A 25,485-nucleotide genomic window follows, 5' to 3' on the forward strand; every position below is an offset into this window, starting at 1 on the left:
AACAGAGAGGAGACGACGCATGTCTGGAACCGATTTGAAGTCGCCTGAGCAGTTGTCCGTGAACTGGCACCAGCGCGCGCTGGACCTGCGCCCCGATGGGCGAGCCCTGATCGACGGTCGGCGTGTGGACGCCGTGTCGGGCGACACCTTTGCCTGCCATTCGCCCGTGGATGGCCGTCTGCTCACCCAGGTGGCCAGAGGGCAGGCCGCTGACATCGATGCAGCGGTACGCAGTGCCCGTGCTGCCTTTGAGGACGGCCGCTGGTCAAAGCAGCCACCGGCTGCACGCAAGCGGGCGCTCCAGCGTTTTGCCGGCCTGATCCTGGCTGCCCAGGAAGAGCTGGCCCTGCTGGAGACGCTGGACATGGGCAAGCCCATTCAGTACAGCCTGGCCGTGGATGTGCCTGCCGCCGCCCGCTGCATCGCCTGGTATGGCGAAGCCATTGACAAGCTCTACGACGAGGTGGCGCCCACGCCCGCCACCGCGCTGGCGCTGATCACCCGCGAGCCCATGGGCGTGGTGGGGGCGATTGTGCCCTGGAACTACCCGATGATCATGGCTGCCTGGAAGCTGGGCCCGGCGCTGGCTGCGGGCAACAGTGTCGTGCTCAAGCCTTCTGAAAAATCGCCGCTGACAGCCTTGCGTCTGGCCGAACTGGCCTTGCAGGCCGGCATCCCCGAAGGGGTGTTCAACGTGGTCCCGGGCTATGGCCACGAGGCAGGCGAAGCCCTGGCACTGCACATGGATGTGGATGCCATTGGTTTCACCGGCTCGACCCGGGTTGGTCGCAGGATGCTGGGCTATGCGGGCGAGAGCAACCTCAAGCGCGTGTTCAACGAGCTGGGTGGCAAGTCGGCCTTCGTGGTGTTTGAAGACCATGAGGATCTGGACCAGGCTGCACGGGCGGTTGCCGGGGCCATGTTCTTCAACCAGGGCGAGTCGTGCAATGCGCCGTCGCGCTTGCTGGTGCAGGACTCGATTGCCGATGCGGTGATCGATGCCGTGGTGGGGCAGACCCCCCGCTATCAGCCGGGCGATCCGCTGGCGCCGCAGACGACCATGGGGGCTTTGGTGGACGAAGGCCAGCTGCAGACGGTGCTGCGCTACATCGAAGCGGGGCGCAGTGAAGGTGCCAACTGCCTCATTGGTGGTGCGCGTGCACGGGTAGCGTCCGGGGGCTACTACGTCGAGCCAACGGTGTTCGACGGTGTGCGCAACGACATGACCATCGCGCGTGAAGAGATTTTCGGGCCGGTGCTGAGCGTGATCCGCTTCAAGGACGAGGCCGAAGCCATCGCCCTGGCCAACGACTCGAGCTACGGGCTGCAGGCCAGTGTGTGGAGCAGCCACATCGACCGCGCCCATCGGGTGGCCCGTGCGCTGAAAGCGGGCACCGTGCACGTCAACCAGTACGACGAAGACGACATCACGGTGCCCTTCGGTGGTGTCAAGCAGTCAGGCAATGGGCGAGACAAATCGCTGCACGCCTTTGACAAGTACACCGAGCTGAAGACGACCTGGATCAGGCTGTCAGTCTGAAGCGGGCCACCGAGCTGGCGAGGGCCTGGGCCTGGTTGCGCAGGCTCTCGGCGGCCGCGGCGGTTTCCTCGACCAGGGCGGCGTTGCCCTGCGTGCCCTGATCCATGTGCGTGACCGCTTCGGCGACCTGAGCGATGCCGGTGGTCTGCTCGGCACTGGCCGCCGTGATCTCGCCCATGATGTCGGTGACGCGTTGGACGGCGTTGACGATGTCCTTCATGGTGTCGCCTGCGCGGGCGGCTTGCTCCGAGCCCACGCCAACGCGTTCGACCGACGCGGTGATGAGCGATTTGATCTCGCGCGCTGCTTCGGCGCTGCGCTGGGCCAGGCTACGGACCTCGGTGGCCACCACGGCAAAGCCGCGGCCCTGCTCACCTGCCCGAGCCGCTTCCACGGCGGCATTCAGCGCCAGGATATTGGTCTGGAAGGCGATGCCGTCGATCACACCAATGATGTCGGCGATCTTCTGCGAAGCCTGGTGGATGCCCTGCATGGTGTCGACCATCTGGGAGACGACCTCGCCCCCTTCCGTGGCGACACCGGATGCGCCTTGAGCCAGCTGGTTTGCCTGCACAGCGTTGTCGGCGTTCTGTCGGACCGTGCCTGAGAGCTGCTCCAGCGCCGAAGCTGAACGCTCCAGGGCCGCGGCCTGGTCCTGTGTGCGGTTGGCCAGATCCTGGTTGCCGATGGACACCTGCCCGGAACCCGCAGCCACTTCGTCGGCATTGGCGCGAACCAGTTGCACCGTGTCGCGCAGGCGGGTGACCATCTGCTGCAGACCTGCGATCACGCTGCCGACATCGTCCTTGCGCACGCGGATGTCGAGTGCCAGATCGCCTTCGGCCACCTTGGTCAACAGCTTGCGCACCGTGCTCGGCTCGGCCCCCAGGGTGTTCATCAGGTGGCGGGCCACGCCCAGCGCCACGGCGGTCAGCACCACGCTGCCCAGCAAGGTGATGATGATCATCAGCTGCCCGGCTTCGGCACGGGTGTGGTCGCCTTGCTGGCTGGTGCGCTGGGCATTGGCCTCGATCGCCTCGATCACCTTGTCCTGCTCGGTTTCGAGCTGCTGGAACAGGGCTACGAACTCGGGGAGGGCGGCCTGTGCAGCCTGGGCATCGGTAGCCGCCAGGGTCGCAATGCGCATGCCGCTGTCGGTGTACTGCTTGATGATGGGGGCGAGTTTGGTGGCACCCTGGTGGATGTCATCCGGCAGGGGCAGTGCCTGCAATTCTGCGATGCGGGAGTTGAAGTCCTGCGCGTGTTCTTCGGCTTCCTTGCGGGCAGTGGTGACACCGGCCTGGTTGCCCTGGCCGGCATAGAGCAAGGCCTGGAAGACGTCGCCACGCAGCGCATCGTGCGCCATGTCGCCCATGGTGGCGGCCTGTGTGCCTTGGGTGGCGACCACGGTTTCGTCTATGTCTCGTCCCAGTGCGTGCAGACCCCACCAACCGGCAGTGCCCACGATGACGGTCAAAGCGGCACCCAACAGACCCATTCCCAACAGCGTGTGTTTGATTCTCATGATGATGACTGCAACAGCAATTCCAGCAGCGGAAGTTGAATATCTTGATTGTCAGAGCTGATAAGTCATCGGCGGAAATCACCCGTTATTTAGGTCATCTTCGGTTTGGTAGACAATCCCGCTATGTCTTTGTCGCCGCGCTCAAGCTCTTCTGTTGACGCCGATTCAGCCGCTCTCCGGCTGGACGTGGTTTGCCTGTGCGCAGAGTGGTGTGGCACCTGCCGAGACTACCGTCAGGTGTTTGACGAGTTGCAGTCCTGCGCGCCAGGACACCATTTCCGGTGGATCGACATCGAGGATGAAGCCGATGCGCTGGGTGACATCGACATCGAGACCTTTCCCACGCTGCTGCTGGCCTGGCGTGGGGTGGTCCTGTTTGCAGGGCCCGTGCTGCCACGGCTGGGCGAGGTCCAACGCCTCCTGACGGTCCAGGTCGAGCGTGTGGCGCTCTGGCTGGCGTCGGGCACAGCCCCCGCGCAGCCTGTGCTGGCTGGCTTGCCCGCAGACCAGCTCGATGCCTTTGTGGAACTGGCCAGACAGCTACCCAGCGCGCAGCGCTGAGCGGGCGTCAGATCATGGCTGCAAACTCGGTGCCCAGCCATTCATGGCTGGTGTCGGGCGGCATCCATTCCCGCACCCAGTTGCCGAACAGCTCGGCGGGCATGGGGCGCGACACCAGATAGCCCTGGGCCTCGTCGCATGACAGGCCAGCGAGCAGCTTCCAGGCCTTGAGGTTTTCCATGCCTTCGGCGACCACCGTCAGGCCCAGGTTGTGGGCCAGATCGACCGTGGAGCGCACGATCTTGGCGTCCTGCAGGTCGCTTTCCATGTTCATCACGAAAGACTTGTCGATCTTCAGTTCGTCCACCGGCAGGCGCTTCAGGTAGGCCAGCGACGAGTAGCCGGTGCCGAAGTCATCGATTGACAGCTTGAGGCCCAGCGCGTGCAGCCGCTCCAGCGTCTGCAGGGCGCGCTGCGGGTCGTCCATGATGGCGCTTTCGGTGATCTCGAGCACCAGCAGGCCGGGGTGCACCTTGTGCTGCTCAAGCAGTTGGCCCACTTTCACCGGCAGGTCCTGGTCCATCAGGTCACGCGCCGAGAGGTTGACCGACAGCTTCATGGGCAGCCCCGCCATGGTCAGCTCTTCGCTGACGCGGGCCACCTGGGCCAGCACCCAGCTGGTCAGCACCCGGACGAAACCGGTCTGTTCGGCAAACGGGATGAAGCGCATGGGCGGCACGATGCCGCGCCCGGGGTGTTCCCAGCGCAACAGGGCTTCGGCGCCGATCACGGTGCCTGTGCGCAGGTTCACCTTGGGCTGCAGGTAGAGGCGCAACTGGTTGTTGTCGACGGCGTAGCGCAGCTCGCTCAGCAAGGTCAGCGACTCTTCGCTGCCCGAGTCGAGACCCGGGTGGTAGGTGACCGTGCCGGCCTGCTGCTGCTTGGCCGCGTACATGGCTACCTCGGCACGGCTGAGCAGCATGTCGGCTTCGTAGCCATGTTCCGGCGCGCTGGCGATGCCGATGCCGGCACCCAGGTCGACGGTGTGGTCGTCGAGCGTGATGGGGCGCTCGAACGCCCGCAGGATGCGCAAGGCGACCGGGAAGGCCTGCTCTGCATTGGTTTCGTGCAGCAGGATGGCGAACTCGTCGCCCCCCAACCGTGCCAGGATGTTGCGCTCGCCCAGGACTTCCTTGCGCAGACGCTCGGCCACCGAACGCAGCAGCCGGTCGCCAAAGCGGTGGCCCAGCACGTCATTGACGTGTTTGAAGCGGTCCAGGTCGAGCAACAGCACGGCGCACGGCAGGTTGCTGTCTTGTGCGCGGGCGATGGCCTGACGCAGGTCGTGCCGGAACTGTTCACGGTTCGGGAGGTCGGTCAGTGCGTCCTGGTAGGCGAGTCGGCGTATCTCGCCTTCGCGCGCCTGGATGGCCAGCCGCATGGTTTCGAAGGATTGCGCCAGCTCGCCAATTTCATCGAGGCTGCGCAGGCGCACTTCGTTGCTGTAATCGCCGCGTTCAAGTTGCTTGGCTGAACTCGACAGGGTTCGCAAGGGGTTGGTGATGCGGCGTGCCGTGATGAAGCTGCCCAGCGCGAAGATCGAAGCGCCGATGGCCGTTAGGATCAGCAGCTTGAGTCGCAAGGCCTGGTAGGGCGCCAGCGCGGCCTCCACCGGCTTGATCAGCAGGGCGGAGATACCCGTGTGGCCTGCCCGTGGCTGCAGCACCAGTTCGCGGATGCTGTATTCATCGCTGTTCAGGTGGATCGTGCTGCGGGCGCGGTTGGCGCTCTGCGACAGTTGATTCCAAGCGGTACCGAGTTGGCTTTGCTGTGCTTGTGACAGCGTGCTCTGGTTGACTAGCCAGGTGCCATCGGGCTGGCTTTGCAGCAGAGCCGAGTCGATGCCGATCAACTGGCGGCTTTCGGTCAGAAGGGCATTGTCGATGGGGGTCGCCATGGCCACCCATCCATCGTGGTGTACCAGTCGCGCCGCGGTCACCTGGTAAATGCGCCCTGATATCACTTCCAGATGTGGGCGCCGCGGGGTGCTTTGTTCGCCTTGATCACGCAGGAAATGTCGGACGGCCTTGATGAAGGGGTCGGTCTCCGCCACCGTGGTGGCTTTCACCTGGAACTGGTCATCGGTTGCCAGGGCGATGTCGGCCTTGCCGTTGCTGCCATGCTGCACCAGTGCTGCGGTCAACGCTTCGCGATGGCCACTGTGGATGGCCTGTTCGATGGCCGCATCCCCTGCGGCTGATTGAGCGGCACGGGTCAGCCTGTTGCCGGCGTCATCCAGCAGCCTTTGCAGGATGCGTGAACCCGTGTCGAGCTCCTGCGTGAGCGATGCCCGGGCATTGGTATCGAGGCTGTCCTGGATGAAGTGATAGCTCACAGCCTGGACAACCAAAAGCAACCCCAGATAGACCGCGACGATGCGGGACTGGAGCTTGCTGGGGTTCAGGACGTTTGGAAGCATTCAGGTCACGGTTCGATAGCGGGTGAAGCACACCATACCTTGAGCGCCTCTGCCAACCATGGATGGTTGACAGGTGAACTCGGTACAGCCTGGATCGGCGGCTTATCGATTGTGACGCAGCTTGATGACGTTGCCGTGCTGGGCCTTCCCTTTGTTGCGGGGGCTGAATCGAGCAAGGAACGGGCGGCTTCCTCGCCGTGCTGAATGCGGTCCATGTGAACCTCGACCTGGGATGACTACGCTTGTTGAGACTATCGGCAACCGTAGCAAGCACTTGATCTAAACGGAGGTTTCAACAGCGGGCGTTTTGCCTGCCAATTCGTGATCAAAGTCACAAATGGGCCTTCACCATGGCGATGGCTCGCCGGCGAGTGTGTCTGGCCGCTGCGGGGCAAAACGCTCTGCCAGAAAGTCGATGAACACGCGGACTTTGGCCGACAGCAGGTGGCGTTGCGGGTAGATGGCGTGGATGTCGGCGGCAGGGTCGGTCCAGTCGGGCAGGATCGGCTGCAAGGCACCGCTGCGCAGGTAGGCGGCCACGTCCCATTGCGAGCGCAGCACGATGCCGTGGCCGGCCAGGGCCCAGTCGACGGCAATTTCGCCGTGATTGGTGCTCAGCGCACCCTGCACCTTGACCTTGACTTGTTGCTTGCCGTCCGAGAGCTGCCAGACATTGAAGGCGCGCAAGTTTTCACGGATGACGATACATGCGTGCTGGGGCAGGTCGTCCGGCTTCTGGGGAGCGCCCTGCCGGGCGAGGTAATCGGGGGCGGCGCAGAGCAGGCGCTGGTTACTGGCGATGCGCCGCGCGAGCACCCGGGCATCAGGGGGCTCGCCAAAGCGGATGCCGATGTCCATGGCGTGGGCAGCCAGGTCCAGTGGCTTGTCGGTGAGTTCGAGCATGACCTCGACCTCCGGATAGCGCGACACGAAATCGGAAACGGCCGGGGCCAGGTGGCGGCGCCCGAACCCGAAGGTGGCGTTGATGCGCAGCAGGCCACGGGGCTGGTCGAGGCCGGTGCGCAGCGAACGCTCGAGCAGGTCGATGTCGCGCAGGATGCGGTCACCTTCTTCCAGATAGCGCTCGCCCTCGGGGGTGAGGCTCTGGCGGCGGGTGGTGCGGTGCAGCAGGCGCACACCGAGGCGCTGTTCCAGCGCAGCCAGTCGGCGACTGACGGCCGGTGCGCCCAGCCCCAGCTCCTGCGCGGCGCGGGCCAGGCTGCCCTTGCGTGCCAGCAGGGTGAAGAACGCCAGATCGTCGATGTCGCTCATGGTTGAGGATTGTTTCTTTGTGGGAATGAATCAATTCAATCCTAAACCATTGATGATTTTGATGCGCCCCCTACCATCGGTGGCCTGTGTACCAATTGGACAAGGATGTGCCGGGATGACCGAGGTGCTGTCGATGGGCTGGCATGCGCTGCCAGGACTGCTGGTAGGGGCGGTGCTCGGGTTTTGTGGCGGCCTGTTCGGTATCGGTGGCGGGATCATCGCGATCCCGATGCTGGTGTGGTTCTATGGCATGGACCAGCAAATGGCGCAGGGCACGGCCCTGGTGATGATGGTGCCCAATCTGTTGATCGGGTGGTGGCGCTACAGCCGTGTCTACCCGGTGCCCTGGCAACGGGCGCTGGCCATTGGCGTGCTGGCCTGTGGCACCACCTGGTTGGTGGCGCACTGGGCCATCGGCCTGCCCTCGCGGCAGTTGCGGGCCATCTTTGCGCTGTTCCTGATGGTGCTGGCATGGCGTCTGCTGGTGCGCTGGTGGCGCTCGGTTCGAAGTGCATCGAACCCGGATGCGAGCACGCCTGCGTTGCCTGCGCCCCGTGTCGGTTCACGCTACATCCCGCTGGTCGGCGTGGTGGGGGGCAGCAGCATGGGCCTGCTGGGCATTGGGGGCGGCCTGGTGGCCACGCCCTTGCTGACGGGATGGTTCGGCCAGCGGCAGACGGTGGCGCAGAGCCTGTCGCTGGCGCTGGTCGCGCCGAGTTCCATCATTGCCTTGAGCAGCTACGCGCAGGCCCATCAGGTGAACTGGTCGATGGGGCTGCCGCTGGCGGTCAGCGGCATGTTCACCGTGTCATCCGGGGTGGCTTTGGCGCATCGCCTGCCAGAGCGCCAACTGCGCGGCGCCTTTGCCTGGATGCTGCTGGCCACGGGCGCGTGGCTGCTGCTGAGCATGCTGCTCTGACAGCCTGCTCAGGCTGCTTGCTTTTCGCCGGCGGCCAGTTGGGTGAGTTGCAGGGCCAGCTTGCGCAGGGCCTCCCAGGCGTCGCTGGGCCACAGCGGGTGCCCCAGGCCCTTGACGATGCCGTCGACCGTGCTGGCCGACACCACCAGACGGATCAGTTGTGCGGCCTTCATGCGGGGCAGCACGCGCTCGAACAGGCGCTCACGCACACCCCAGACACGGTTTTCACGCAGCACCATGGGCAGCGGCTTGCCGCCCTCCATGGCCTGCCGGCAGCGGTGCAGGGCCAGGATGTCTTCCGCCAGTGCCCAATGCACCAGCACCGGGGCTTCGCCTTCGGCTTGCAGGCCATCCAGCATGCGCAAGGTGCGCTGGACCTGCCCGGACAGCACGGCTTCGCTCAGTTTGAAGACGTTGAAGCGCGAGACATCGACCACTGCCTGTTCGATCTGGTCAATGCTCAGGGTGCCCGCCGGGTACAGCAGCCCCAGCTTGACGATTTCCTGGTGGGCTGCCAACAGGTTGCCTTCAACCTTGTCGGCAAAGAAGCCCAGCGCGCGTTGCCCGGCCTCACCGGGTTCCACCTGCTGGCCTTGTGCCGACAGCCGCTGCGCAATCCACAGCGGCAAGGCGTTGCGTTCGATGGGATCGCAGCGCACGGTCACGCCCATGCCATCGAGCGCGGTGAACCAGGCGCTGCTGGTCTGTGTCTTGTCCAGACGGGGCAGGGTGACGATGGTCAGGACGCTGTCGTCGCCTGTGTGCTGTTCGCAATAGGCCTGCAGGGCTTGCGAGCCTTCCTTGCCGGGTTTGCCGGAAGGAATGCGGATCTCGATGAGCTGCTTGTCACCAAACAGTGACATGGCGTTGCCCGCACCAAGCAGGCCGGACCAATCGAAATAGGCCCCTGACACCGTGTGCACCTGGCGCTCGGTGTAGCCGGCTTCTCGGGCCGTTTGGCGCAGCGCATCCAGGCCCTCCTGCACCAGCAGGGCCTCATCGCCATGGAAGGTGTAGGTGGGCTTGAGTCCACCGGCACCTGCTTTTTGCAGGTGGCCGAGCAGCTGCTCCGGGCGCAGTTGCATGCCGTCTCAGCGCGGATTGGACGAAGCGAGCGCCGGTGCTTGCACCGAGTCGACCGGGGCGACCAGTTGCTCGGCACGAACGGCACCCAGGCGACGCATCACCTGTTGAACGATGTCGGTCTGCATGGCGCGGTGCAGGGCTTCGGTCTCGTCCTGCTTGGCCAGGGCATCTGCTTCGTTGTAGGTCAGTTCGCGTGAGAGCAGCAGTTCCGTTGGCGCGATGATCTCACCGCCACCGGAGCGGCTCAGCTGGAACTTGAAGCGGGTCCGCAGCGTCAGTTCCCGCACCTGGCTGTACGAGGTCTTGGTCGCCACCACCTGCTCGCGCTTGTCGCTCAGGGCTTTGAGGACCACGACATCGGGATCCGGCTTGAGTTGCACACCGGATGTGCCACCGGCCGGCGGGGCGATGCGGTCGACCACCGTCACCCCGGTGTTTTCCAGACTGCGAGCCAGCTCCGCCGCCAGTGGCGAGTTGGGCGCAAAGCCGGTCAGCTGGACGCGCGTGAAAACCAGTTTAGGCGGTTGGCGCAGCGCGAAGCCACAGCCTGAGAGTCCCGCCGAAGCGGCGGCACCCAGGGCCAGGAAAGAAAGGGCAGATCGGCGGTTCATGTACCTACCTTACACCACGATGTTGACCAGGCGGCCGGGCACGACCACGACCTTCTTGGGCGCCTTGCCTTCGCTGAACTTGGCGAATTCTTCGGTGGCCAGCGCGGCTGCTTCGATGGCGGCCTTGTCGGCGCTGGGGCTGACCTTGACCGAGCCGCGCAGCTTGCCGTTGATCTGCAGCACCAGTTCGATCTCGTCTTGCACCAGGGCCGAATCATCGACCTTGGGCCAGGCGGCGTCGAGCAGGTCACCCATCTTGCCGGCGTAGCCCAGATCGCTCCACAGCGTGTGCGACAGGTGCGGCGTGGCCGGGTAGAGTGCACGCAGCAGGATGCCGAAACCTTCGATCAGGGCGACCTGCCCGTCGGCGCTGTCGGTGGCCTTGAAGCCCTCCAGCGCATTGAGCATCTTCATGGCGCCCGACACCACGGTGTTGTACTGCATGCGCTGGTAGTCGTAGTCCACCTGCTTGAGCACGTTGTGGATCTCCAGGCGCAGGGCCTTGGCTTCCTTGCTGAAGGCGACATCGGCCAGGCTTTGCTTGTCGGCGGTGGCTTCCGAGGCCTTGCTCAGATCCAGACCTTGCAGCTTCATGCCGAAGTTCCACACGCGGCGCAGGAAGCGGTAGCTGCCTTCCACGGCGGCGTCGTTCCACTCCAGCGTCAGCTCGGGCGGGGCGGTGAACATCGTGTAGATGCGGGCCGTGTCGGCGCCGTACTTCTCGATCAGCTCTTGCGGGTCGATGCCGTTGTTCTTCGACTTCGACATGGTGCCCACGCCTTCGTAGTCGATGGCGGTGCCCACCGGCAGCTTGCCGTCGGCGCTGTCGACTTCGTTGATCAGCTTGGCGCCGATGACCTTGCCGGCCTCGTCCATGACGTGCTCGACATCGTGCGGCCAGAAGTACTCCTTGCCACCCTTGGCCGTGCGACGGCTGTAGATGTGGTTGAGCACCATGCCTTGCGTGAGCAGCTTCTTGAAGGGCTCGTCCACCTTGACCAGACCCAGGTCACGCATGACCTTGGTCCAGAAGCGCGCGTACAGCAAGTGCAGGATGGCGTGTTCGATGCCACCGATGTACTGGTCCATGGGCATCCAGTAGTCGGTGCGGGCGTCCACCATCTGGCCGTGGTTGTCGGCGCAGGTGTAGCGCATGAAGTACCAGCTCGAGTCCACGAAGGTGTCCATCGTGTCGGTTTCGCGCTGGGCAGGCTTGCCGCACTTGGGGCAGCCGACGTTCAGGAAGTCGGGGCGCGACTTGAGCGGATTGCCGCTGCCGTCCGGCACCACGTCTTCGGGCAGCACGACCGGCAAGTCCTTTTCAGGCACGGGCACGGGGCCGCAGTCGGCGCAGTGGATGATGGGGATGGGGGTGCCCCAGTAGCGCTGGCGGCTGATGCCCCAGTCGCGCAGGCGCCAGGTGGTCTTCTTCTCGCCAATGCCTTTGGCGATCAGTATCTCGGCCACCTTGTTGACGGCGTCCTTGTAGCCCAGGCCATTCAAGGCGTCAGAGTTGACGCACACGCCCTTTTGCTTGTCGCCATACCACTCAGCCCAGGCGTCGGTGCTGAAGGTTTCGCCTTCCACGCCGATGACCTGCTGGATGGCAATGCCGTACTTCTTGGCAAAAGCAAAATCACGCTCGTCGTGGGCGGGCACGCCCATCACGGCGCCATCGCCATAGGACATCAGCACGTAGTTACCCACCCAGACTTCGACCTGCTGGCCGGTGATGGGGTGGGTGACGAACAAGCCCGTGGGCACGCCCTTCTTCTCTTGCGTGGCCAGTTCGGCCTCGGTGGTGCCGCCTTGCTTGCACTCGTTGATGAACGCTTGCACCTCGGGCTTGCTGGCAGCCGCGTGCAGGGCCAGCGGGTGCTCGGCCGCCACAGCGCAGAAGGTCACGCCCATGATGGTGTCGGCGCGGGTGGTGAACACCCACAGCTGACCGTTGTTGATCTTCTGGCCATCGGCGCCGGTGATGTCGTGGCTGAACGCAAAGCGCACGCCTTCCGACTTGCCGATCCAGTTTTCCTGCATCAGGCGTACGCGCTCGGGCCAACCGGACAGGTAGTTCTTGTCTTCGGGATTGGCAACCGCACCCAGCAGCTCATCGGCGTACTTGGTGATGTTCAGGTAGTAGCCCGGGATTTCACGCTTTTCCACCGGGGCGCCTGAGCGCCAGCCCTTGCCGTCGATCACCTGCTCGTTGGCCAGCACGGTCTGGTCGACCGGGTCCCAGTTCACGGTCTGGGTGCGGCGTTCGCAGATGCCGGCTTCCAGCATCTTGATGAACAGCCACTGGTTCCATTTGTAGTACGCGGGCTGGCAGGTGGCGATTTCGCGCGACCAGTCGATCGCCAGGCCCATCGCCTTCATCTGCTTCTTCATGTAGGCGATGTTGTCGTAGGTCCAGGCGGCAGGCGGCACCTTGTTCTTCAAGGCGGCGTTTTCAGCCGGCAGGCCGAAGGCGTCCCAGCCCATGGGCATCAGCACGTTGTAGCCGTTCATGCGCAGGTAACGGGTCAACATGTCGTTGATCGTGTAGTTGCGCACGTGGCCCATGTGCAGTTTGCCCGAGGGGTAAGGCAGCATGGAGCAGGCGTAGAACGACTTCTTGTCCTTGGTTTCGGTGACCCGGTAGGCGTCGTGGGCCTCCCAGTGTTGCTGGGCGCGTGCTTCAACAGCACGCGGGTCGTAGGTCTGGTTCTCGTTGGGAGCGCTCATGGATTGGATCACCGCAAAGACAAGAGAGGCTGGTGGCTGCTCGTTCGTGCGAAATGGCGGACGAAACAACCCCAGCCTGTATCAGGTGGAATCTGTGGATTATAGGAAGGTGGCTGCGGTTGCGGGCTGCCGAGCGAGTTGGATTCTTCTCGGGGGCAGGGTGGTTCGAGCACCGCCCCCTGTGGCGTACAACCGGTGACACAGTTCGCCCCTTTTGGGGGGTGGGCTGCCGAATTCGCCCAGTAGCATCAGCATTCAACACATGAACGCGCACGAGAGGTGCATTTTGGCGATGGCAAACAAGCTTGTCCGGGGCGCTGTCTGGTCTCTGGGGTGGGGTGCTTTGGCTGGGTGTGCGCAGCCACCTCAAGGCGTACCGTCCGAGCAAACCACGGCCGCGAGGCCTGGGGCTGTGCTGTCCAGGGCAGAGGCCAGTAGCCTGAGCACAGTCAAGCCACCTGGTAACCCACGGGTCACCCATTTCTATATCAGCCCGAAGAACCTGGCCAAATTGCCTGTACCGCAGCAGCCGCAGGCCTTGGCACGCTCGCTGGCGGCACTGCAGGTGGGCTCATTGGATGCACGCCAAGCCGAGCTCAAGGCGAAGGTGGTGGCTGACATGGTCTTTGTGCGTGGTGGGAGCTTCATGCGGGGTGACTTCGCCAAGCTGATGGGCATGGATGGGGTCAGCCGCATGACGGCGAAGGAAGATGACAAGGTGGTCAAGGAGGTCACCTTAAGCGACTTCTGGATCAGCAAGTACAAGGTCACGTATGCCGAGTTTGACGTGTTCACCGACGCGACTGGGCGGCCCCGAACGGGCATGGAATATGACGGGCAGCGCAGGCATCCGGCCATTCCGGCGAGAGCCTATTGGCAGGATGCGAAGAGCTACTGCCAATGGCTGGGGCAGTTGACGGGGCTGCCCATGGACTTGCCCACAGAGGCGCAATGGGAGTATGCAGCGCGTAGTCGGGGCCAGTTCTTCATGGTGGCCACAGACGACGGGAATGTGGTGTATGGACGCAATGTGCCGTATGGGGCTCAGGTTGAGTTGCTATCGCCACATCAAAGTCTGGGTGATTACGCTGTTGGCATGTTCCCTCCGAATCCGTTGGGTCTGCATGACATGAGTACCAATGGAGAGGAATGGGTTGTCGATTGGTATGCGGAGGACGCTTATGCGACCGCCCCCACGGTCAATCCGAGCGGCCCTGCAACTGGAACGATGCGAGTGGTTCGAGGGGGCAGTGTGGCGGACAGTCCACTCGTTGGATCTTCTGTGCATCGATATCACGAATCCCCGTATCCGCTCAAAAATGATGAGGGCACTGGCAAACAGGTGCTCGCGCCGTCGTCATTTATGCCGGCTCTGCGGTGCGCGGTCACGCCCGGGTGAGCGTCATGCCACGCTGTTGTAGAAGCCGTGCTCGCTGGATGAAAACAGCGGGTGATCACCCTTGTCATTGCGTGCCAGCTCATATGTAAAGTGTGAGTTGTCCATCGCCGGATAGCCTCTTGGAGCTTCGTCCATCAGGGATGCGTGAACATGCGCATACCAGTCGCTGAAGTTTCCGTTGAGTGCGACAAAATCCGTCCGACCACGTTGCCGCATGAGGCTCTGGAATCCGTCTTGGTGAGTTGTTCTGGTGCCAGGCATATCTAGCCCATTCGGTCCCTCCGCTGCGAAGAAGCGATTGAGCTCCGCTAGCCGCTGATCCAAATTCACTTTGGCGCCCGTTGGATGGATATGTTGAATGACGTTCTCGATATCACGTTTGGTTTGTGTCTGGCGAAGTACGGCTAAAACCGCTTGACGTTGCGTGGTGAGGTAACTGCTGCCTAAGCCAGCCCCGTCAAGCGCCCAGCTGACTGCTCCGAAGCGAGTGAGCTGGTAGATCAGCATGCCCTTGCTTTCAGGCGGGGTGACGCGGACTGCCGCCGTATTGGCAAGTACACGCTTCCCTAATTCAAGTGTTTCTGCCTCTAACTTGAACTTGGCTTCTAGCCGATTCACGGTTGCTTGCAAGGCATAACCTCCTTTTATGAGACTCTGACCAAAGTAGTCCCCTAATTCTCTGCCCTCCGCTAAAGCCAAATACCCAACATACTTGGCCGCGGAGAATGCTTCCTCTGCCACAAACTCGGCATTTCTAAAGCCCAAGTTCAGTAAGTTGTAATAGAACCAGTACATGAAGCTGGCTAGTTGCTTTGCCCCGACAGCCAGTGTCACTGTGCCCTCTGCACCTAGGCCGAAGCACAAGCCTGCGTGAGCGGTGATGCGAAAGATGCCTTCGACATATTCAATGGCCAATTTGGCCTCGCCAGCAAGGCCTGCCATGCCTTGGAGCTCGGGGGCGATGCTGGCAAATGGCTCGAATTTCTTGTCTTTGCTATGGGGGTTGCGCCATTCGATCGCCCCGTTCAACCCGAGACCGCCCTTGGCCCCGGCAAAGAAATTCACGTTGGCAGCGACGCCAGCTGTGTTTTTCCACTCAGCGGTTTGTCCGCTGACGTCAGCTGATGCGAGTCGTTTGACCTTTTTGTTGGTGCCTTTGATGTGGGGTATGCGTCCAGGCTTGGTTTTTCCATCGACATCTTTGGAATCGATGTCCTTCATTTCTACGCCAATGGAAACTTCGCCAGCCAGGCTTACGCCGATGACACCTTTTAACTCCGCCATGCAGGCCAGGCGAATAGCACCCAGATCATATTTGCCTGTGTCTGTCGCCTTGCCCTTGGCAACGTCGAGGGCCTGCTCAAGATCGAGCCAGTAGAGCATCAGCCCCTCCTTGCTGGGAAAGTACAGCTGACCAGCGGCTTTTCCTTCTGCAAAAGCGACTTCAACGCTGCCTTCGGCTTTGAGGCTGAGGTTGCCTTGGAGCGGTGCAAGCTCGGCGCTGAGACTGGCGCCCGAGAAGAAGCGCATGGCAGCTGCTTCAGCGTTGAGATCAATGTCGGCGAGCTGAATATCGCCCCAAACAATCTTTCCGTTTGCTGATGCCTTGCAGTTCTCATTCCATTTGGCGAGTGCCTCTGGGCCCAAGGTGCTGGTGTGCTCGATGTCCAGCTTCGCAAAGTCGGTGCTTTTTAACTTCGCCTGGCTGACTTGCTCACCGAGATAAGCTTTGAGCTTGGCCCTGTCAACTTTTCGCATGCCTTGCGCATCAGCCTTGTAGACATCTGCCCATTTGGTTCCCCCGGGTTTCTTGTCCTTGAAAGGGGGCCAACTCGCTTTCAGCTTGGCTGAGGACATATAGCGCAAGGGGCCTAATCCACCATATCGGGCCTCCTGCATGAATTTGTCGCGGATGCCGGCAGCCCCCTTGACCGACCATGCCTTACTTAAGTCCATGCCTTTGCGTTTCCAATCGCCGTTGTCCTTGCCAGGTTGCCCCGCGTATGGCTTGCTTTGTGGTGTTTCAAGCAGAGGAACCAGTTCAATCAGCTTTGCTCCCGTCCCCCCAAGCTTGTCCAATGCCTGCATGTTTTGGCGTACAGATTCAGTAGCTGTTGCCCGCCATTCGACTGCCCAGCGCTGAACTTCGCGTGCGTTAGCTTCGATGTTTTGACTGATGGCTGACGGATTGGTCGCCTTGGCTGTTGCAATGGCGGCCATGCGCTCATCTGCCAGAGCCAAGACCTCGTTGGCTAAAAGTTGTTCGTGGATCAGTCGATTCCATTTGTCAAACTCACCGTTGAGCGCGTTGGTGTCTGAGGCAGGGACGAGATAGACCTCGCCTGTGTCAAGACGAAGGAATGCCAGCGGTTCCGGCTTGACGGGTAACTTGACTTGGCTTCCTTGCGTGGTGTTTGTCGTTCCTTGTCCGAGAATCGGCGCTTGGTCAACGGAGGCGATGTTTCCCATATGGATTTGCTTTGACGTTGAACTGGGGCATCACAGCCCCCAATAGACCTTCAAGCCTTCGGCTTGATGACTGCGAATGCGGGCCGTGCGTCCTTGCGCATCGGTGATGCCGTTGGTCAGTGTCTTGCCCTGGTTGTTTTCGACCCGATAGGGGGCGCCTGCGATGGGTTGTCCAGAGACTTCATCTGTCAGCACAAACTGTTCATCGAACAACTGGCTGTTGGGGGTGAAGTGAGGGTCTACGCCTGAAGCACTGCCCGCCCCCGTCAGCACCTTCATCCCCGCCAGAAACTCCGCAGGCCCCGTTGTCCCGATCTCGATATTCCCGCCTTCAATGCGCACATAGCTGCCGCCACCGTTGAGCACGATCTTGTCGGGTGCAGAGATCTCGATGCAGTCGGTGGTGCTTTGCAGGTCGATGGTCTTCAATGCCGTCAGGGTGAAGGGACCGCTTTGCGCCTGCACGTTCACATTGCCGCTGGCGGCATGCAATTTCATGCCCACGCCCTGCACCGCACGTTGCGCATTTTTGGCTTCACCTCGCGTGAACAGGCTGATGCCATCTTTGACCGCCCAGGCGTGATGGCGCTGGCTGAGCAGTTGGGTGTCTTGTGCCGAGGTGATGGTGCTTTGCCCGCCGGCTGACACCACGGTGTGCCGTGGGGTGGCGCTGCTGATGTCGGCGGCGGCACTCAGCAGCAGGTCTGGGCGCTCGGTGGTGGGGATCTGCCCGCCGCCTCCGCTCTGGCCATGGGTGTCGGCGCTCAGGCTGCCGCGCAGGCTGCTCAGTGTGTCTTGCAGGGCCTGGTGTGCAGGCAGGCTGATGGACTGGGCTTCCTGGGGCAATTTGGCACGGTGGGTCTGTGCATTGGCTGCCAGTGACTGCAGCAGCTCGGCATGCTGCGCGAGTTGTTGCTGTGCTTCGCGGCTGGCCATGGCCTGGCCCTGGTTGCTGGCGGTGCCATGGGCTCGCGCGTGGGTGCTGATGTGCAGCCCGCTGCCGGCGCGTACAGCGCCCCAGGCCAGGGTGTGCAGCTCCAGCCCGTGTCCCCGCGGAGCCAGCCGCTGGTTGTCGTGCTGTTGCAGCAGATGGCCCATTTGCAGCCAGGTCTGCGCTTCGGTGGTGTGCAGCAGCACCCGGCCTTGGCCGGGGGTGTCGTCAAAGACCAGCTGGTTGCAGTTGCCGGCGCCGTCTTGCGCGGTATCGAGGCTTTGGGTCTTGATGCCACTGAGGGTGGCGGTGTGGGCGTGGCCTTCCTGCTCGCCGGCCCGCTGTGCTCCCGGAAACCAGGCGGGCGCGTTGGCCGTGCTGGTGGCGGGGCCACCTGACATCACATTGCCTTGCGCATCGGCACTGCCCTGCCCGTTGTAAAGGGTGCCGACCACCACCGGTCGGTCGATGTCGCCTTCAACAAAGGCGATGATGACCTCTTGCCCGACACGAGGCACGAAGACGCCACCCCAGTTGTTGCCCGCCCAGCTTTGGGCTACCCGCACCCAGGTGCCCGATGCGTCGGACGCAGGGGCATTGTCGCCAGCGGGGTGGCTCAGTCGGCTGCTGCCTTGCGTGCCGCGTTGCCAGTGAAATTGCACCTTGATGCGGCCATCGCGATCGGTGTGGACCGGCCCGCCGGTGCCAACCACGATGGCCGTCTGCGTGCCCCAGGCCGAAGGCTTGGGGTGCAGCAGGCGACCCTGTGCATCTTGCAGCGCGGGGCGAAACGGCACGGCTGCGCGTTGCGCTTCGAAGCGGGCCTCATAGAGTGAGTCGCGGGCTGCTGCGGCGCAGAGCTCGGATGGGCCTAGCAATTGGGCCAGGCCGGCTTGGGCGTCGGCACGGAGGTTGTTGCGGGCGTGGTGGGTCACGCTGAGCACGGCGAAGCAGGCGGCATCGACCTCACCGGCAGCGAGGTCCGCATCGTGTTCGGCGTGGTCAGCCAGGGTGAAGGTAGTGGCTGGTGCCAGCGTGCGCACGGTGCCTTGGCCTTCGAAGCGCTTGCGCTGTGAGCTGAGCGATTGCATCAGCACGTCGGCCATGTGCTGCGCGAAGGCGGGGGTTTCGAAGGCGTAGGCGCCAGGTTGGTCTATGTGCGCGAGTGGGATGTCCTGGCCGTGTTCCTGAGGGGCATCGGCCTGGCCTGTGTGGTTGAGCACGCTGCGGTAGTCGAAGCTGGCTGTGCTCAGGGTGCTGGCAGCGAGGCGTCGTTGGCCGTGCCAGCGCTGGATGCTGTCTTCCTTGAGCACGGTGGCGGCTTGGATGTAGCGGATGCGAGGCTGGGCGTTGGGCTGGAAGGCACCGTTGTGGTCTGCAATGACCAGGGTGTGTCGACCCAGTGCATCGGGATCAGACGGAGAGCCTTCGTGTTCGAACCAGCTGAACAGCCCGTGGCTGGCCCACAGTCGTTGCAGGAAGGCGAAATCGGTTTCGTGATGCTGGCTGCAGGTGCTCAGGCGGGGGTAGGTGTTCGGGTCCTTCAGGTCCCAGCGCCACGCTGGCAGCAGGCTCGCCTGGCCCTGGTAGTCTGTGAAGACGGACTCGGTGATGTCGATCACGCTCTGGTCCTGGAACATCCAAGCATCGCTGCGGTGGCGCAGGAAGTCAAGCCAAGAACCGATGATCAACTCATAGCGTGCCAGACCGCCGTCGGCACCCAGCAGGCGGAAACCGTGCACATGGCCATGAAAAGGGCGCAGCGTGGTGCGGCTGTGCGCGGTCAGCAATTCGAGCAACACCGGCTTGCCGATCAACTCTGGCGCTTGCAGATAGGCATTGGTGCTCAGCGCATGCAGGGTGATGGCGAAGGGCGACTGCTGCGCATCGGGGGTGATGCGTTCGTCGATGCGGGCGCTCTCGGCCAGCAGCACATCGGTGCCCAAAGGGGTATGCAGTCGCAGCAAACGGTTGTGCTGCGTCGGGCCACTGCTGAGGAGGTCCCCCAGTAACTGGCCGGCAGCATCACGCACCGCATCCCAGGCGGTGCTGCGGATGTCGGAAAGATCGGTCATGAACCCACACCTGAATTTGTCGTTTTAGGCCAGCACGCTAGCGCAAGACGGTGTGGGAATGGCCGGCTGTTCCCTCCTCAGGGGGGAGCGCGATGCAGGGAAATTGAAAGCACTTGTTGCGGGCTCAGCGCAGGCAGGTTTGTCGCACGGCGTGCTCCCATTCCGCCATCAGTTGCGCCGCGCGTGGACGGGGCAGCGTGGGCAGGAATACGCGGTCGGTTTGCCAGAGGCTGGCCAGGGTCTGGGGGTCGGGGTAGACCCCGCATGAGAGCCCGGCCAGATAGGCAGCACCGAGGGCGGTGGTTTCAATCACCTTGGGCCGCACGACAGGGATGCCCAGCAGGTCAGCCTGAAACTGCATGAGGAGGTTGTTGACGCAGGCACCGCCATCGACGCGCAACTCGCTCACGGGTCGGCCGCCAGCTGCGACGGCATCGCGGCTCATGGCCTGCAGCAGGGCCGCACTCTGGAAGGCGATGGATTCAAGCGCGGCGCGGGCGATGTGGGCCACGGTGGAGCCGCGGGTAAGGCCGACGATGGCGCCGCGGGCTTCGCTGTCCCAGTAGGGCGCGCCCAGGCCGGTGAAGGCGGGTACAAAGCGCACGCCACCGGAGTCGGGCACGCTGGCCGCGAGGGTCTGAACTTCACCTGCGGCCTTGATGGCTTGCAGCCCGTCGCGCAGCCATTGCACCACGGCGCCTCCCACAAACACGCTGCCCTCCAGGGCATAAGCCTGGGCCTGGTCGGGTTGGGCCGCGCAGGTGGTCAGCAGGCCGTTGGCCGAGGGTTGTGAGGAGGCCCCGGTGTGCATGAGCATGAAGCAGCCGGTGCCATAGGTGTTCTTGGCCAGCCCTGGCTCGAATCCGGCTTGTCCGAACAGCGCGGCTTGCTGGTCGCCTGCGATGCCACCGACAGGCAGAGCCGGCAGTTCCATGACCATGTCGGCCGCACCACCCCAGACCGCCGGGTTGACGTGCCCATAGACATGGCTGGAGGGGTGCACGTCGGGCAGCACCGACTCAGGTATGTCCAGCAAGGCCAGCAGTTCGGCATCCCATTGGCGGGTATGGATGTTGAACAGCATGGTGCGCGAGGCATTGCTGACATCCGTGGCGTGGACCCGCCCCCCCGTGAGTTGCCACAACAGCCAGGTGTCGACCGTGCCGAAGGCCAGCTCGCCGCGCTGGGCTGCTTCACGGGCGCCGGGCAGGGTGTCGAGCAGCCACTTGAGCTTGGTCCCAGAGAAGTAGGGGTCGATGACCAGACCCGTGCGGGCCTTGACCACCTCACCCAGACCTTGCGCGCGCAGGTGCAGGCAGATGCCCTCGGTGCGGCGGTCTTGCCAGACGATGGCGTGGGCCAGGGGCTCGCCCGTGTCGCGGCGCCACAGCACCGTGGTTTCACGCTGGTTGGTGATGCCGATGCTGCGCACGTCGGTGAGCCGGTGCCCTTTGGTGCGTGCGTCCAGCAGGGCCATCAGCGCGGTGTCGCGCTGGGTTGTCCACAGTTCGATCGGGTCGTGCTCGACCCAGCCCGGTTGCGGGAAGATCTGGCGGATTTCCTTTTGCGCCTGGGCAACCACATGGCCCAGTTCGTCGAACACGATGGCGCGGGAGCTGGACGTGCCCTGATCGAGGGCGAGCAACAAGGCCATGGCGGAACTCCTCAGGGTGCAATCGTGAGCGCGATGTCGGCTTCGTGCAGCATCAGGGGGAAGGGGGCGGGCGGCAAGCCTTCGGTGAACACGCGCTTCACTTGGGACAAGGTGGCCGCAGAGGCCAGCGCGGTCTGGTTGAACTTGCTGACGTCCACCGCGAGCCAGGTTTCTCTTGCCTGCCCGATGAGGGCTTGTGCCACCGGGGTTTCACGGCGGTCCAGATCGCGCAGGCTGCCATCGGCTTCGATACCCATGGCCGAGATGATGGCGATGTCGACCTTGAACTGCTTCATGAAGGCGACGGTGCTGTCGCCCTCCAGTGCGCTGTCACGGTGCCGCAGCAGGCCTCCGGCGACATGCAGTTTGCAGTCAGGGTGTTCGGCCAGCACCGATGCGGCCAGCAGGTTGTGGGTGATGACCGTGAGCCCGGTTTTCTTGAGCAGTTCCTGGGCAACGGCGACCAGGGTGGTGCCATTGCCCAGCATCAAGGTGCTGCCTGCCGGAATGGCCGCCACGACGGACCGGGCGATGCGCGCCTTGGCTTCGGCTTTGACCGCCTGGCGCTCTTTCCAGGCGCTGGCCGATGGGGGTGTGGGCGGCAAGCTGACGCCACCGTGGAAGCGTTGCAGCAAGCCGGCCTCGGCCAGACGCTGGACGTCGCGGCGCACGGTCTGCATCGTCACGTTCAGGCGGGATGCCAGCCGTTCAACGGATACGGCACCGCGTGTACGGACCTCTTCCAGCAAGGACAGTTGACGCGGATTAGGGCTCCAGTCAGGTTTGGCGGGGGACATGTGGGGAACGCTCCTTCTTTTGTTTTATGGGGATTGAACCACCTGTTCGGAGGTTAAACGAAAAAAAAGCAACAAAAGTGAAGACAAACGCGCTTGTGTGGTCTCGGTTAATCGCATACAAAACAGCATTGTTTTCATCCCGTGAGAGACCTGCTTTTGTCTTCGCCTCCCGTGTCCGGTACCGACGTTGATTACCACTGCGATGTGCTGATCGTCGGCGGTGGCATCAATGGCGCGGGCATTGCCCGTGATCTGGCCGGGCGGGGCTGGAGCGTGGTCTTGTGCGAGCAGGATGACCTGGCCTCGCACACCTCGTCGGCGTCGACCAAGCTGATTCACGGTGGGCTGCGCTATCTGGAATACCGTGAATTCGGCCTGGTGCGCAAGGCGTTGCGGGAGCGCGAGCGCCTGTTGCGCCAGGCACCCCACATCATGTGGCCGATGCGCTTCGTGCTGCCGCATGACCCAGCGACGCGTCCGGCTTGGTTGATCCGTCTTGGCCTGTGGCTGTACGACCACCTGGCCTGGCGCGCCTTTCTGCCCGGCAGCCATGGCGTGCAACTGGCGGGTCACGTCCTGGGGCAGCCCTTGCAGCCGCAGTGGGCGCGCGGTTTTGTGTATTCCGACGGCTGGGTCGATGACGCCCGTCTGGTGCTGGCGTGTGCGCAAGATGCCCAGGAAAACGGCGCGCGGATCTGGACGCGCACGCGCTGCGACCGTGTCGAGTCGCACCAGGGGCAATGGTGTGCCACGTTGTCCGAGCGCGCACCGATGTCAGGGCATGTCGAGCGGACACTGAGGGTGCGCGCGCGTGCCATGGTGAATGCGGCCGGGCCTTGGGCGGAGCAGGTGTTGCGGCAGACCATGGGGGTGGCCCCCTCACCGGCCGATGCCAGTCTGCGCCTGGTCAAGGGCAGCCACATCGTGGTGCCACGCTTGTTCCAGCATGACCATGCCTACATCTTCCAGGGTACGGACGGGCGAATCATCTTTGCCATTCCCTATGAAGACCACTTCACACTGATCGGCACGACGGACGTGGAGTTCAAGGATGACCCGGCGAGCGTATCTGCCGATGCCAATGAAGTGGCCTATCTGTGCCGGCAACTGAGCCGCTATCTGCGCGAGCCCTTGTTGCCTGAGCAGGTGGTCTGGACGTATTCCGGGGTGCGACCCTTGCTGGACGATGCGCATGGCGCGGCGTCAGCCGTGACGCGTGATTACCGGCTGGAACCCAGGCAGGACCCGGCACCCTGGTTGACCGTCTGGGGTGGCAAGATCACCACCTTCCGTGTGCTGGCCGAGCAGGCTGGCAACCAGTTGGGTGAATTGCTGGGAGAGGTGCGCGCCCCCTGGACCAGCGATGCGCCGCTGCAAGGTGGCGATTTGCCTGGTCTGGACGACGACGACAGCAACCCGCAAGAGGCCTTGATGCTGTTTCGGGCCGACATGCGGCACCGCTTCCCCTGGGTGCCCCAGCATCTGATGCTGCGCTGGGTCAGAGCCTATGGCACCAACCTGTTGGACTGGCTGGGCGTCATCAATGGGATGGGGGATCTGGGCCGGGAGGTCGCCCCCGATCTGTTCGAGGCCGAGTTGCGCTACATGATCAAATCAGAGTGGGCGCTTACTTCTGATGACGTGCTCTGGCGTCGTAGCAAGCTGGGCCTGCACTATAACGCCGAGCAGCGGCAGGCCGTGGCGGACTGGATGGCTTTGCTGCACCCCTGATACGGGGTGGCCATCAGTCTTCTCGTGGCATCAGGAAGTGGCCCCGTGCCTGGGCAACCGGGCGTTGCGGGTCATCCTGCCAGATGGAGACCATGGCCAGTGCCACACGGTTGCCTTGTCGCACGGTGGTGCACTGGGCAAAGGTGTCGATCGGCTTGGCCGAGCGCATGTAGGCGATGGCGCAGTCGATGCTGCGCGGGGCTGCCTCGCCCAGGTCGGGGTTGGTGGCCATGAGGTGCAGGATCATGGCGGTTTCACCAAACCCTGCGAGCACGCCACCGTGAATCGCCGGCAGGATCGGGTTGCCGATCAACTCCTGCTTGAAGGGCATGCGGAACACCGGGCCCGCATCGACCTGCGCCTGCAACTGGATGTTCAGGAACTCCACGTAAGGTGATCGGCCCAGCGGCAGCGCTGCCACTTCAGGCACGTCGGCCGCGCGGCTGACAAACACATGAGAGGGCTCCACGCTGGCAGGGGAGAGCAGGCTGGAGGCCGCCTCGGCGGGCGTGGGCTTGGCGGCCGTCTTGTGGCTGCCATCCTTGCGGCGGCTGTTGGCGGTCGCACGCATGAAGGTGGCATTGACGACGGCCACGGGCTCGTCCTGACCCGGTTGGCGGACCTCGCCACGCACGAAGGCCACGCTGCGCGACAGGCGGTAGCACTCGGCCCGGCAGATCAGATCGGTGTCGGCCACGGCGGGGCGCAGGTAGTCCATGCGCAGGTCGAGGGTGGCAAAGGGTTCAATCTGTTCCAGGGCGCAGCCCACAGCCAGCCCACAGGCGGTGTCGGCGAGCACACTGAGGCATCCGGGGTGGATCAGCCCACGTGTGGTGTCGCCCGTCCAGGTGGCCCGCGCGGGCAACATCAGGCTGGCAAAGCCATGCCCCATTTCAATGATGCTCATGCCGGACGCCTGGGCGTACGGAATCCCTGAGATGAAGGCCTCGACCCAGGCCTTGCGGTCTTCACCGGTAAAGATGCTCATGGTGTAACAGGACTCAGTAGAAACGCGTAAGGCACGCATTGTGCCCAACTTGAGGCGCCTGCGTACACCTGTGCGCACAGTTGTCCTGCAACCCAGGTCGGAAACCCTGCCCGTGAAATCAGTTGCGCGGCTCCAGGTGGATGCGCAAGCCACTGTCCACCACCCGGATGTCGTCAACGCGGTAGCCCATGCGGTCGGCCTTGCGCAGGTCTTCGGGCTTGAAGCGGTGAACGGGGTAGTCGTTCATCTTGCTTTCAGTCAGCCAGGCGCCCACACGCGAGAGGGCCTTGTTGGCAGATGAGGGCAGTCCGGGCATGCGCACGGCCTCTACGCGCGGCGCGGTGAGTCGGATGGTGAGGTCGCTGGGCTCGTAGCGCAGGCCGAAACTGAGATCGACCGTGCCCTGGTAGGTGCTGCCCAGGACGCGGTCGCGTGCAGTGAAGTCGATGGAGGCTGCGACCCGGTTGTCGGTGGGCTGCATGGTCAGCCTGGGCGCACGGGCATCCACGTCGAACAGACCGCCCATTTGCTGGTGCATCGGGAACGACTTGGCCAGCTTGGTCAGCAATTCGTATCGGGAGATGTCGACATCGCGCGGGCCCATCAACCCGGCACAGCCGAGCAGGGTGCCGGTGGCGAGGGTCACAGCAGTGGCGCACAGGGCGCGCCGAGTCTGCGCGAGGCGGACGGCGGGGCGAGCTTGGCTAGGTGGCATGGCGAACAAGGAAAGAAGGGGACAGGCCCAGGATAGTTGCTGAGAGTCTGAATGCCAGGACATGGT

The 25,485-nt window shown here is 63.4% G+C and carries 17 protein-coding genes; 5 read left to right on the forward strand and 12 right to left on the reverse strand.

Features of this window, described 5'->3' with window-relative positions; genetic code table 11:
- Positions 1-19: 19 nt before the first annotated feature.
- Positions 20-1,540, forward strand: coding sequence for an aldehyde dehydrogenase (locus ACE3PH_RS01120; RefSeq protein ID WP_374315630.1), 1,521 nt, complete (start codon positions 20-22; stop codon positions 1,538-1,540).
- On the opposite strand, the gene ACE3PH_RS01125 is transcribed toward ACE3PH_RS01120, so the two are convergent.
- On the reverse strand, positions 1,524-3,065 hold the full coding sequence (locus ACE3PH_RS01125; protein WP_374315632.1) for a methyl-accepting chemotaxis protein: 1,542 nt from the start codon (positions 3,063-3,065) through the stop codon (positions 1,524-1,526). The two genes, ACE3PH_RS01120 and ACE3PH_RS01125, sit on opposite strands and share 17 nt — an antisense overlap.
- 123 nt (positions 3,066-3,188) lie before the next feature.
- Here ACE3PH_RS01125 and ACE3PH_RS01130 point away from each other — a divergent pair, with 123 nt between their 5' ends.
- Positions 3,189-3,626: a thioredoxin family protein gene (locus tag ACE3PH_RS01130; RefSeq protein WP_374315634.1), complete on the forward strand. Its 438-nt coding sequence runs from the start codon at positions 3,189-3,191 to the stop codon at positions 3,624-3,626.
- Positions 3,627-3,633: 7 nt separating this feature from the next.
- Here the strand turns inward: ACE3PH_RS01130 and ACE3PH_RS01135 are convergent, their stop codons facing one another.
- Both ACE3PH_RS01135 and ACE3PH_RS01140 read right to left on the reverse strand, forming a co-directional pair.
- On the reverse strand, positions 3,634-6,045 hold the full coding sequence (locus ACE3PH_RS01135) for a putative bifunctional diguanylate cyclase/phosphodiesterase (RefSeq protein ID WP_374315636.1): 2,412 nt from the start codon (positions 6,043-6,045) through the stop codon (positions 3,634-3,636).
- A gap of 345 nt (positions 6,046-6,390) precedes the next feature.
- Positions 6,391-7,317 (reverse strand): LysR family transcriptional regulator, encoded by a 927-nt coding sequence (locus ACE3PH_RS01140; protein ID WP_374315638.1) that lies wholly within the window; start codon positions 7,315-7,317, stop codon positions 6,391-6,393.
- Between the two features lie 115 nt (positions 7,318-7,432).
- Here ACE3PH_RS01140 and ACE3PH_RS01145 point away from each other — a divergent pair, with 115 nt between their 5' ends.
- Positions 7,433-8,236 carry a sulfite exporter TauE/SafE family protein gene (locus ACE3PH_RS01145; RefSeq protein WP_374315640.1) on the forward strand — a complete coding sequence of 268 codons (804 nt, stop codon included), beginning with the start codon at positions 7,433-7,435 and terminating at the stop codon, positions 8,234-8,236.
- Between the two features lie 8 nt (positions 8,237-8,244).
- Here ACE3PH_RS01145 and holA read toward each other — a convergent pair whose 3' ends face one another.
- From holA to leuS, 3 genes are read right to left on the reverse strand one after another with little or no spacing between them, the layout of a single operon-like run.
- Positions 8,245-9,321: a DNA polymerase III subunit delta gene (holA, locus tag ACE3PH_RS01150; protein WP_374315642.1), complete on the reverse strand. Its 1,077-nt coding sequence runs from the start codon at positions 9,319-9,321 to the stop codon at positions 8,245-8,247.
- A gap of 6 nt (positions 9,322-9,327) precedes the next feature.
- On the reverse strand, positions 9,328-9,933 hold the full coding sequence (lptE, locus tag ACE3PH_RS01155; RefSeq protein WP_374315644.1) for an LPS assembly lipoprotein LptE: 606 nt from the start codon (positions 9,931-9,933) through the stop codon (positions 9,328-9,330).
- A 9-nt stretch (positions 9,934-9,942) separates the two neighbouring features.
- The gene (gene leuS, locus ACE3PH_RS01160) at positions 9,943-12,660 is read right to left on the reverse strand and encodes a leucine--tRNA ligase (protein WP_374315646.1); all 2,718 of its coding nucleotides are present in this window, start codon (positions 12,658-12,660) and stop codon (positions 9,943-9,945) included.
- A gap of 292 nt (positions 12,661-12,952) precedes the next feature.
- Here leuS and ACE3PH_RS01165 point away from each other — a divergent pair, with 292 nt between their 5' ends.
- On the forward strand, positions 12,953-14,059 hold the full coding sequence (locus ACE3PH_RS01165) for a formylglycine-generating enzyme family protein (RefSeq protein WP_374315648.1): 1,107 nt from the start codon (positions 12,953-12,955) through the stop codon (positions 14,057-14,059).
- A gap of 3 nt (positions 14,060-14,062) precedes the next feature.
- Here ACE3PH_RS01165 and ACE3PH_RS01170 read toward each other — a convergent pair whose 3' ends face one another.
- The 4 genes from ACE3PH_RS01170 to ACE3PH_RS01185 all read right to left on the reverse strand — a co-directional run bounded on the left by ACE3PH_RS01170 (position 14,063) and on the right by ACE3PH_RS01185 (position 21,985).
- Positions 14,063-16,528, reverse strand: a complete 2,466-nt coding sequence (locus ACE3PH_RS01170) for a hypothetical protein (RefSeq protein ID WP_374315650.1) — start codon at positions 16,526-16,528, stop codon at positions 14,063-14,065.
- A 30-nt stretch (positions 16,529-16,558) separates the two neighbouring features.
- Complete coding sequence (locus ACE3PH_RS01175) at positions 16,559-19,534, reverse strand: type VI secretion system Vgr family protein (RefSeq protein ID WP_374315652.1); 2,976 nt, start codon at positions 19,532-19,534, stop codon at positions 16,559-16,561.
- A 124-nt stretch (positions 19,535-19,658) separates the two neighbouring features.
- Positions 19,659-21,188 (reverse strand): glycerol kinase GlpK, encoded by a 1,530-nt coding sequence (glpK, locus tag ACE3PH_RS01180; RefSeq protein WP_374315654.1) that lies wholly within the window; start codon positions 21,186-21,188, stop codon positions 19,659-19,661.
- 11 nt (positions 21,189-21,199) lie between these two features.
- Positions 21,200-21,985, reverse strand: a complete 786-nt coding sequence (locus ACE3PH_RS01185; RefSeq protein WP_374315656.1) for a DeoR/GlpR family DNA-binding transcription regulator — start codon at positions 21,983-21,985, stop codon at positions 21,200-21,202.
- 141 nt (positions 21,986-22,126) lie between these two features.
- Here ACE3PH_RS01185 and glpD point away from each other — a divergent pair, with 141 nt between their 5' ends.
- Positions 22,127-23,716, forward strand: a complete 1,590-nt coding sequence (glpD, locus tag ACE3PH_RS01190) for a glycerol-3-phosphate dehydrogenase (RefSeq protein WP_374315658.1) — start codon at positions 22,127-22,129, stop codon at positions 23,714-23,716.
- A 13-nt stretch (positions 23,717-23,729) separates the two neighbouring features.
- On the opposite strand, the gene ACE3PH_RS01195 is transcribed toward glpD, so the two are convergent.
- Together ACE3PH_RS01195 and ACE3PH_RS01200 are read right to left on the reverse strand one after the other, a co-directional pair.
- Positions 23,730-24,704, reverse strand: a complete 975-nt coding sequence (locus ACE3PH_RS01195; RefSeq protein WP_374315660.1) for a PaaI family thioesterase — start codon at positions 24,702-24,704, stop codon at positions 23,730-23,732.
- 118 nt (positions 24,705-24,822) lie between these two features.
- Complete coding sequence (locus ACE3PH_RS01200) at positions 24,823-25,419, reverse strand: hypothetical protein (protein WP_374315662.1); 597 nt, start codon at positions 25,417-25,419, stop codon at positions 24,823-24,825.
- Positions 25,420-25,485: the final 66 nt, after the last annotated feature.

It is taken from the genome of Aquabacterium sp., assembly GCF_041909175.1.
Taxonomy (GTDB): domain Bacteria; phylum Pseudomonadota; class Gammaproteobacteria; order Burkholderiales; family Burkholderiaceae_C; genus Aquabacterium.

Bases quoted from the DNA above. Each gene is read 5' to 3' on its own strand.
- ACE3PH_RS01120 (WP_374315630.1), top strand. From the start codon at position 20: ATGTCTGGAACCGATTTGAAGTCGCCTGAGCAGTTGTCCGTGAACTGG.
- ACE3PH_RS01125 (WP_374315632.1), bottom strand. From the start codon at position 3,065: ATGAGAATCAAACACACGCTGTTGGGAATGGGTCTGTTGGGTGCCGCT.
- ACE3PH_RS01130 (WP_374315634.1), top strand. From the start codon at position 3,189: ATGTCTTTGTCGCCGCGCTCAAGCTCTTCTGTTGACGCCGATTCAGCC.
- ACE3PH_RS01135 (WP_374315636.1), bottom strand. From the start codon at position 6,045: ATGCTTCCAAACGTCCTGAACCCCAGCAAGCTCCAGTCCCGCATCGTC.
- ACE3PH_RS01140 (WP_374315638.1), bottom strand. From the start codon at position 7,317: ATGAGCGACATCGACGATCTGGCGTTCTTCACCCTGCTGGCACGCAAG.
- ACE3PH_RS01145 (WP_374315640.1), top strand. From the start codon at position 7,433: ATGACCGAGGTGCTGTCGATGGGCTGGCATGCGCTGCCAGGACTGCTG.
- holA (WP_374315642.1), bottom strand. From the start codon at position 9,321: ATGCAACTGCGCCCGGAGCAGCTGCTCGGCCACCTGCAAAAAGCAGGT.
- lptE (WP_374315644.1), bottom strand. From the start codon at position 9,933: ATGAACCGCCGATCTGCCCTTTCTTTCCTGGCCCTGGGTGCCGCCGCT.
- leuS (WP_374315646.1), bottom strand. From the start codon at position 12,660: ATGAGCGCTCCCAACGAGAACCAGACCTACGACCCGCGTGCTGTTGAA.
- ACE3PH_RS01165 (WP_374315648.1), top strand. From the start codon at position 12,953: ATGGCAAACAAGCTTGTCCGGGGCGCTGTCTGGTCTCTGGGGTGGGGT.
- ACE3PH_RS01170 (WP_374315650.1), bottom strand. From the start codon at position 16,528: ATGGGAAACATCGCCTCCGTTGACCAAGCGCCGATTCTCGGACAAGGA.
- ACE3PH_RS01175 (WP_374315652.1), bottom strand. From the start codon at position 19,534: ATGACCGATCTTTCCGACATCCGCAGCACCGCCTGGGATGCGGTGCGT.
- glpK (WP_374315654.1), bottom strand. From the start codon at position 21,188: ATGGCCTTGTTGCTCGCCCTCGATCAGGGCACGTCCAGCTCCCGCGCC.
- ACE3PH_RS01185 (WP_374315656.1), bottom strand. From the start codon at position 21,985: ATGTCCCCCGCCAAACCTGACTGGAGCCCTAATCCGCGTCAACTGTCC.
- ACE3PH_RS01195 (WP_374315660.1), bottom strand. From the start codon at position 24,704: ATGAGCATCTTTACCGGTGAAGACCGCAAGGCCTGGGTCGAGGCCTTC.
- ACE3PH_RS01200 (WP_374315662.1), bottom strand. From the start codon at position 25,419: ATGCCACCTAGCCAAGCTCGCCCCGCCGTCCGCCTCGCGCAGACTCGG.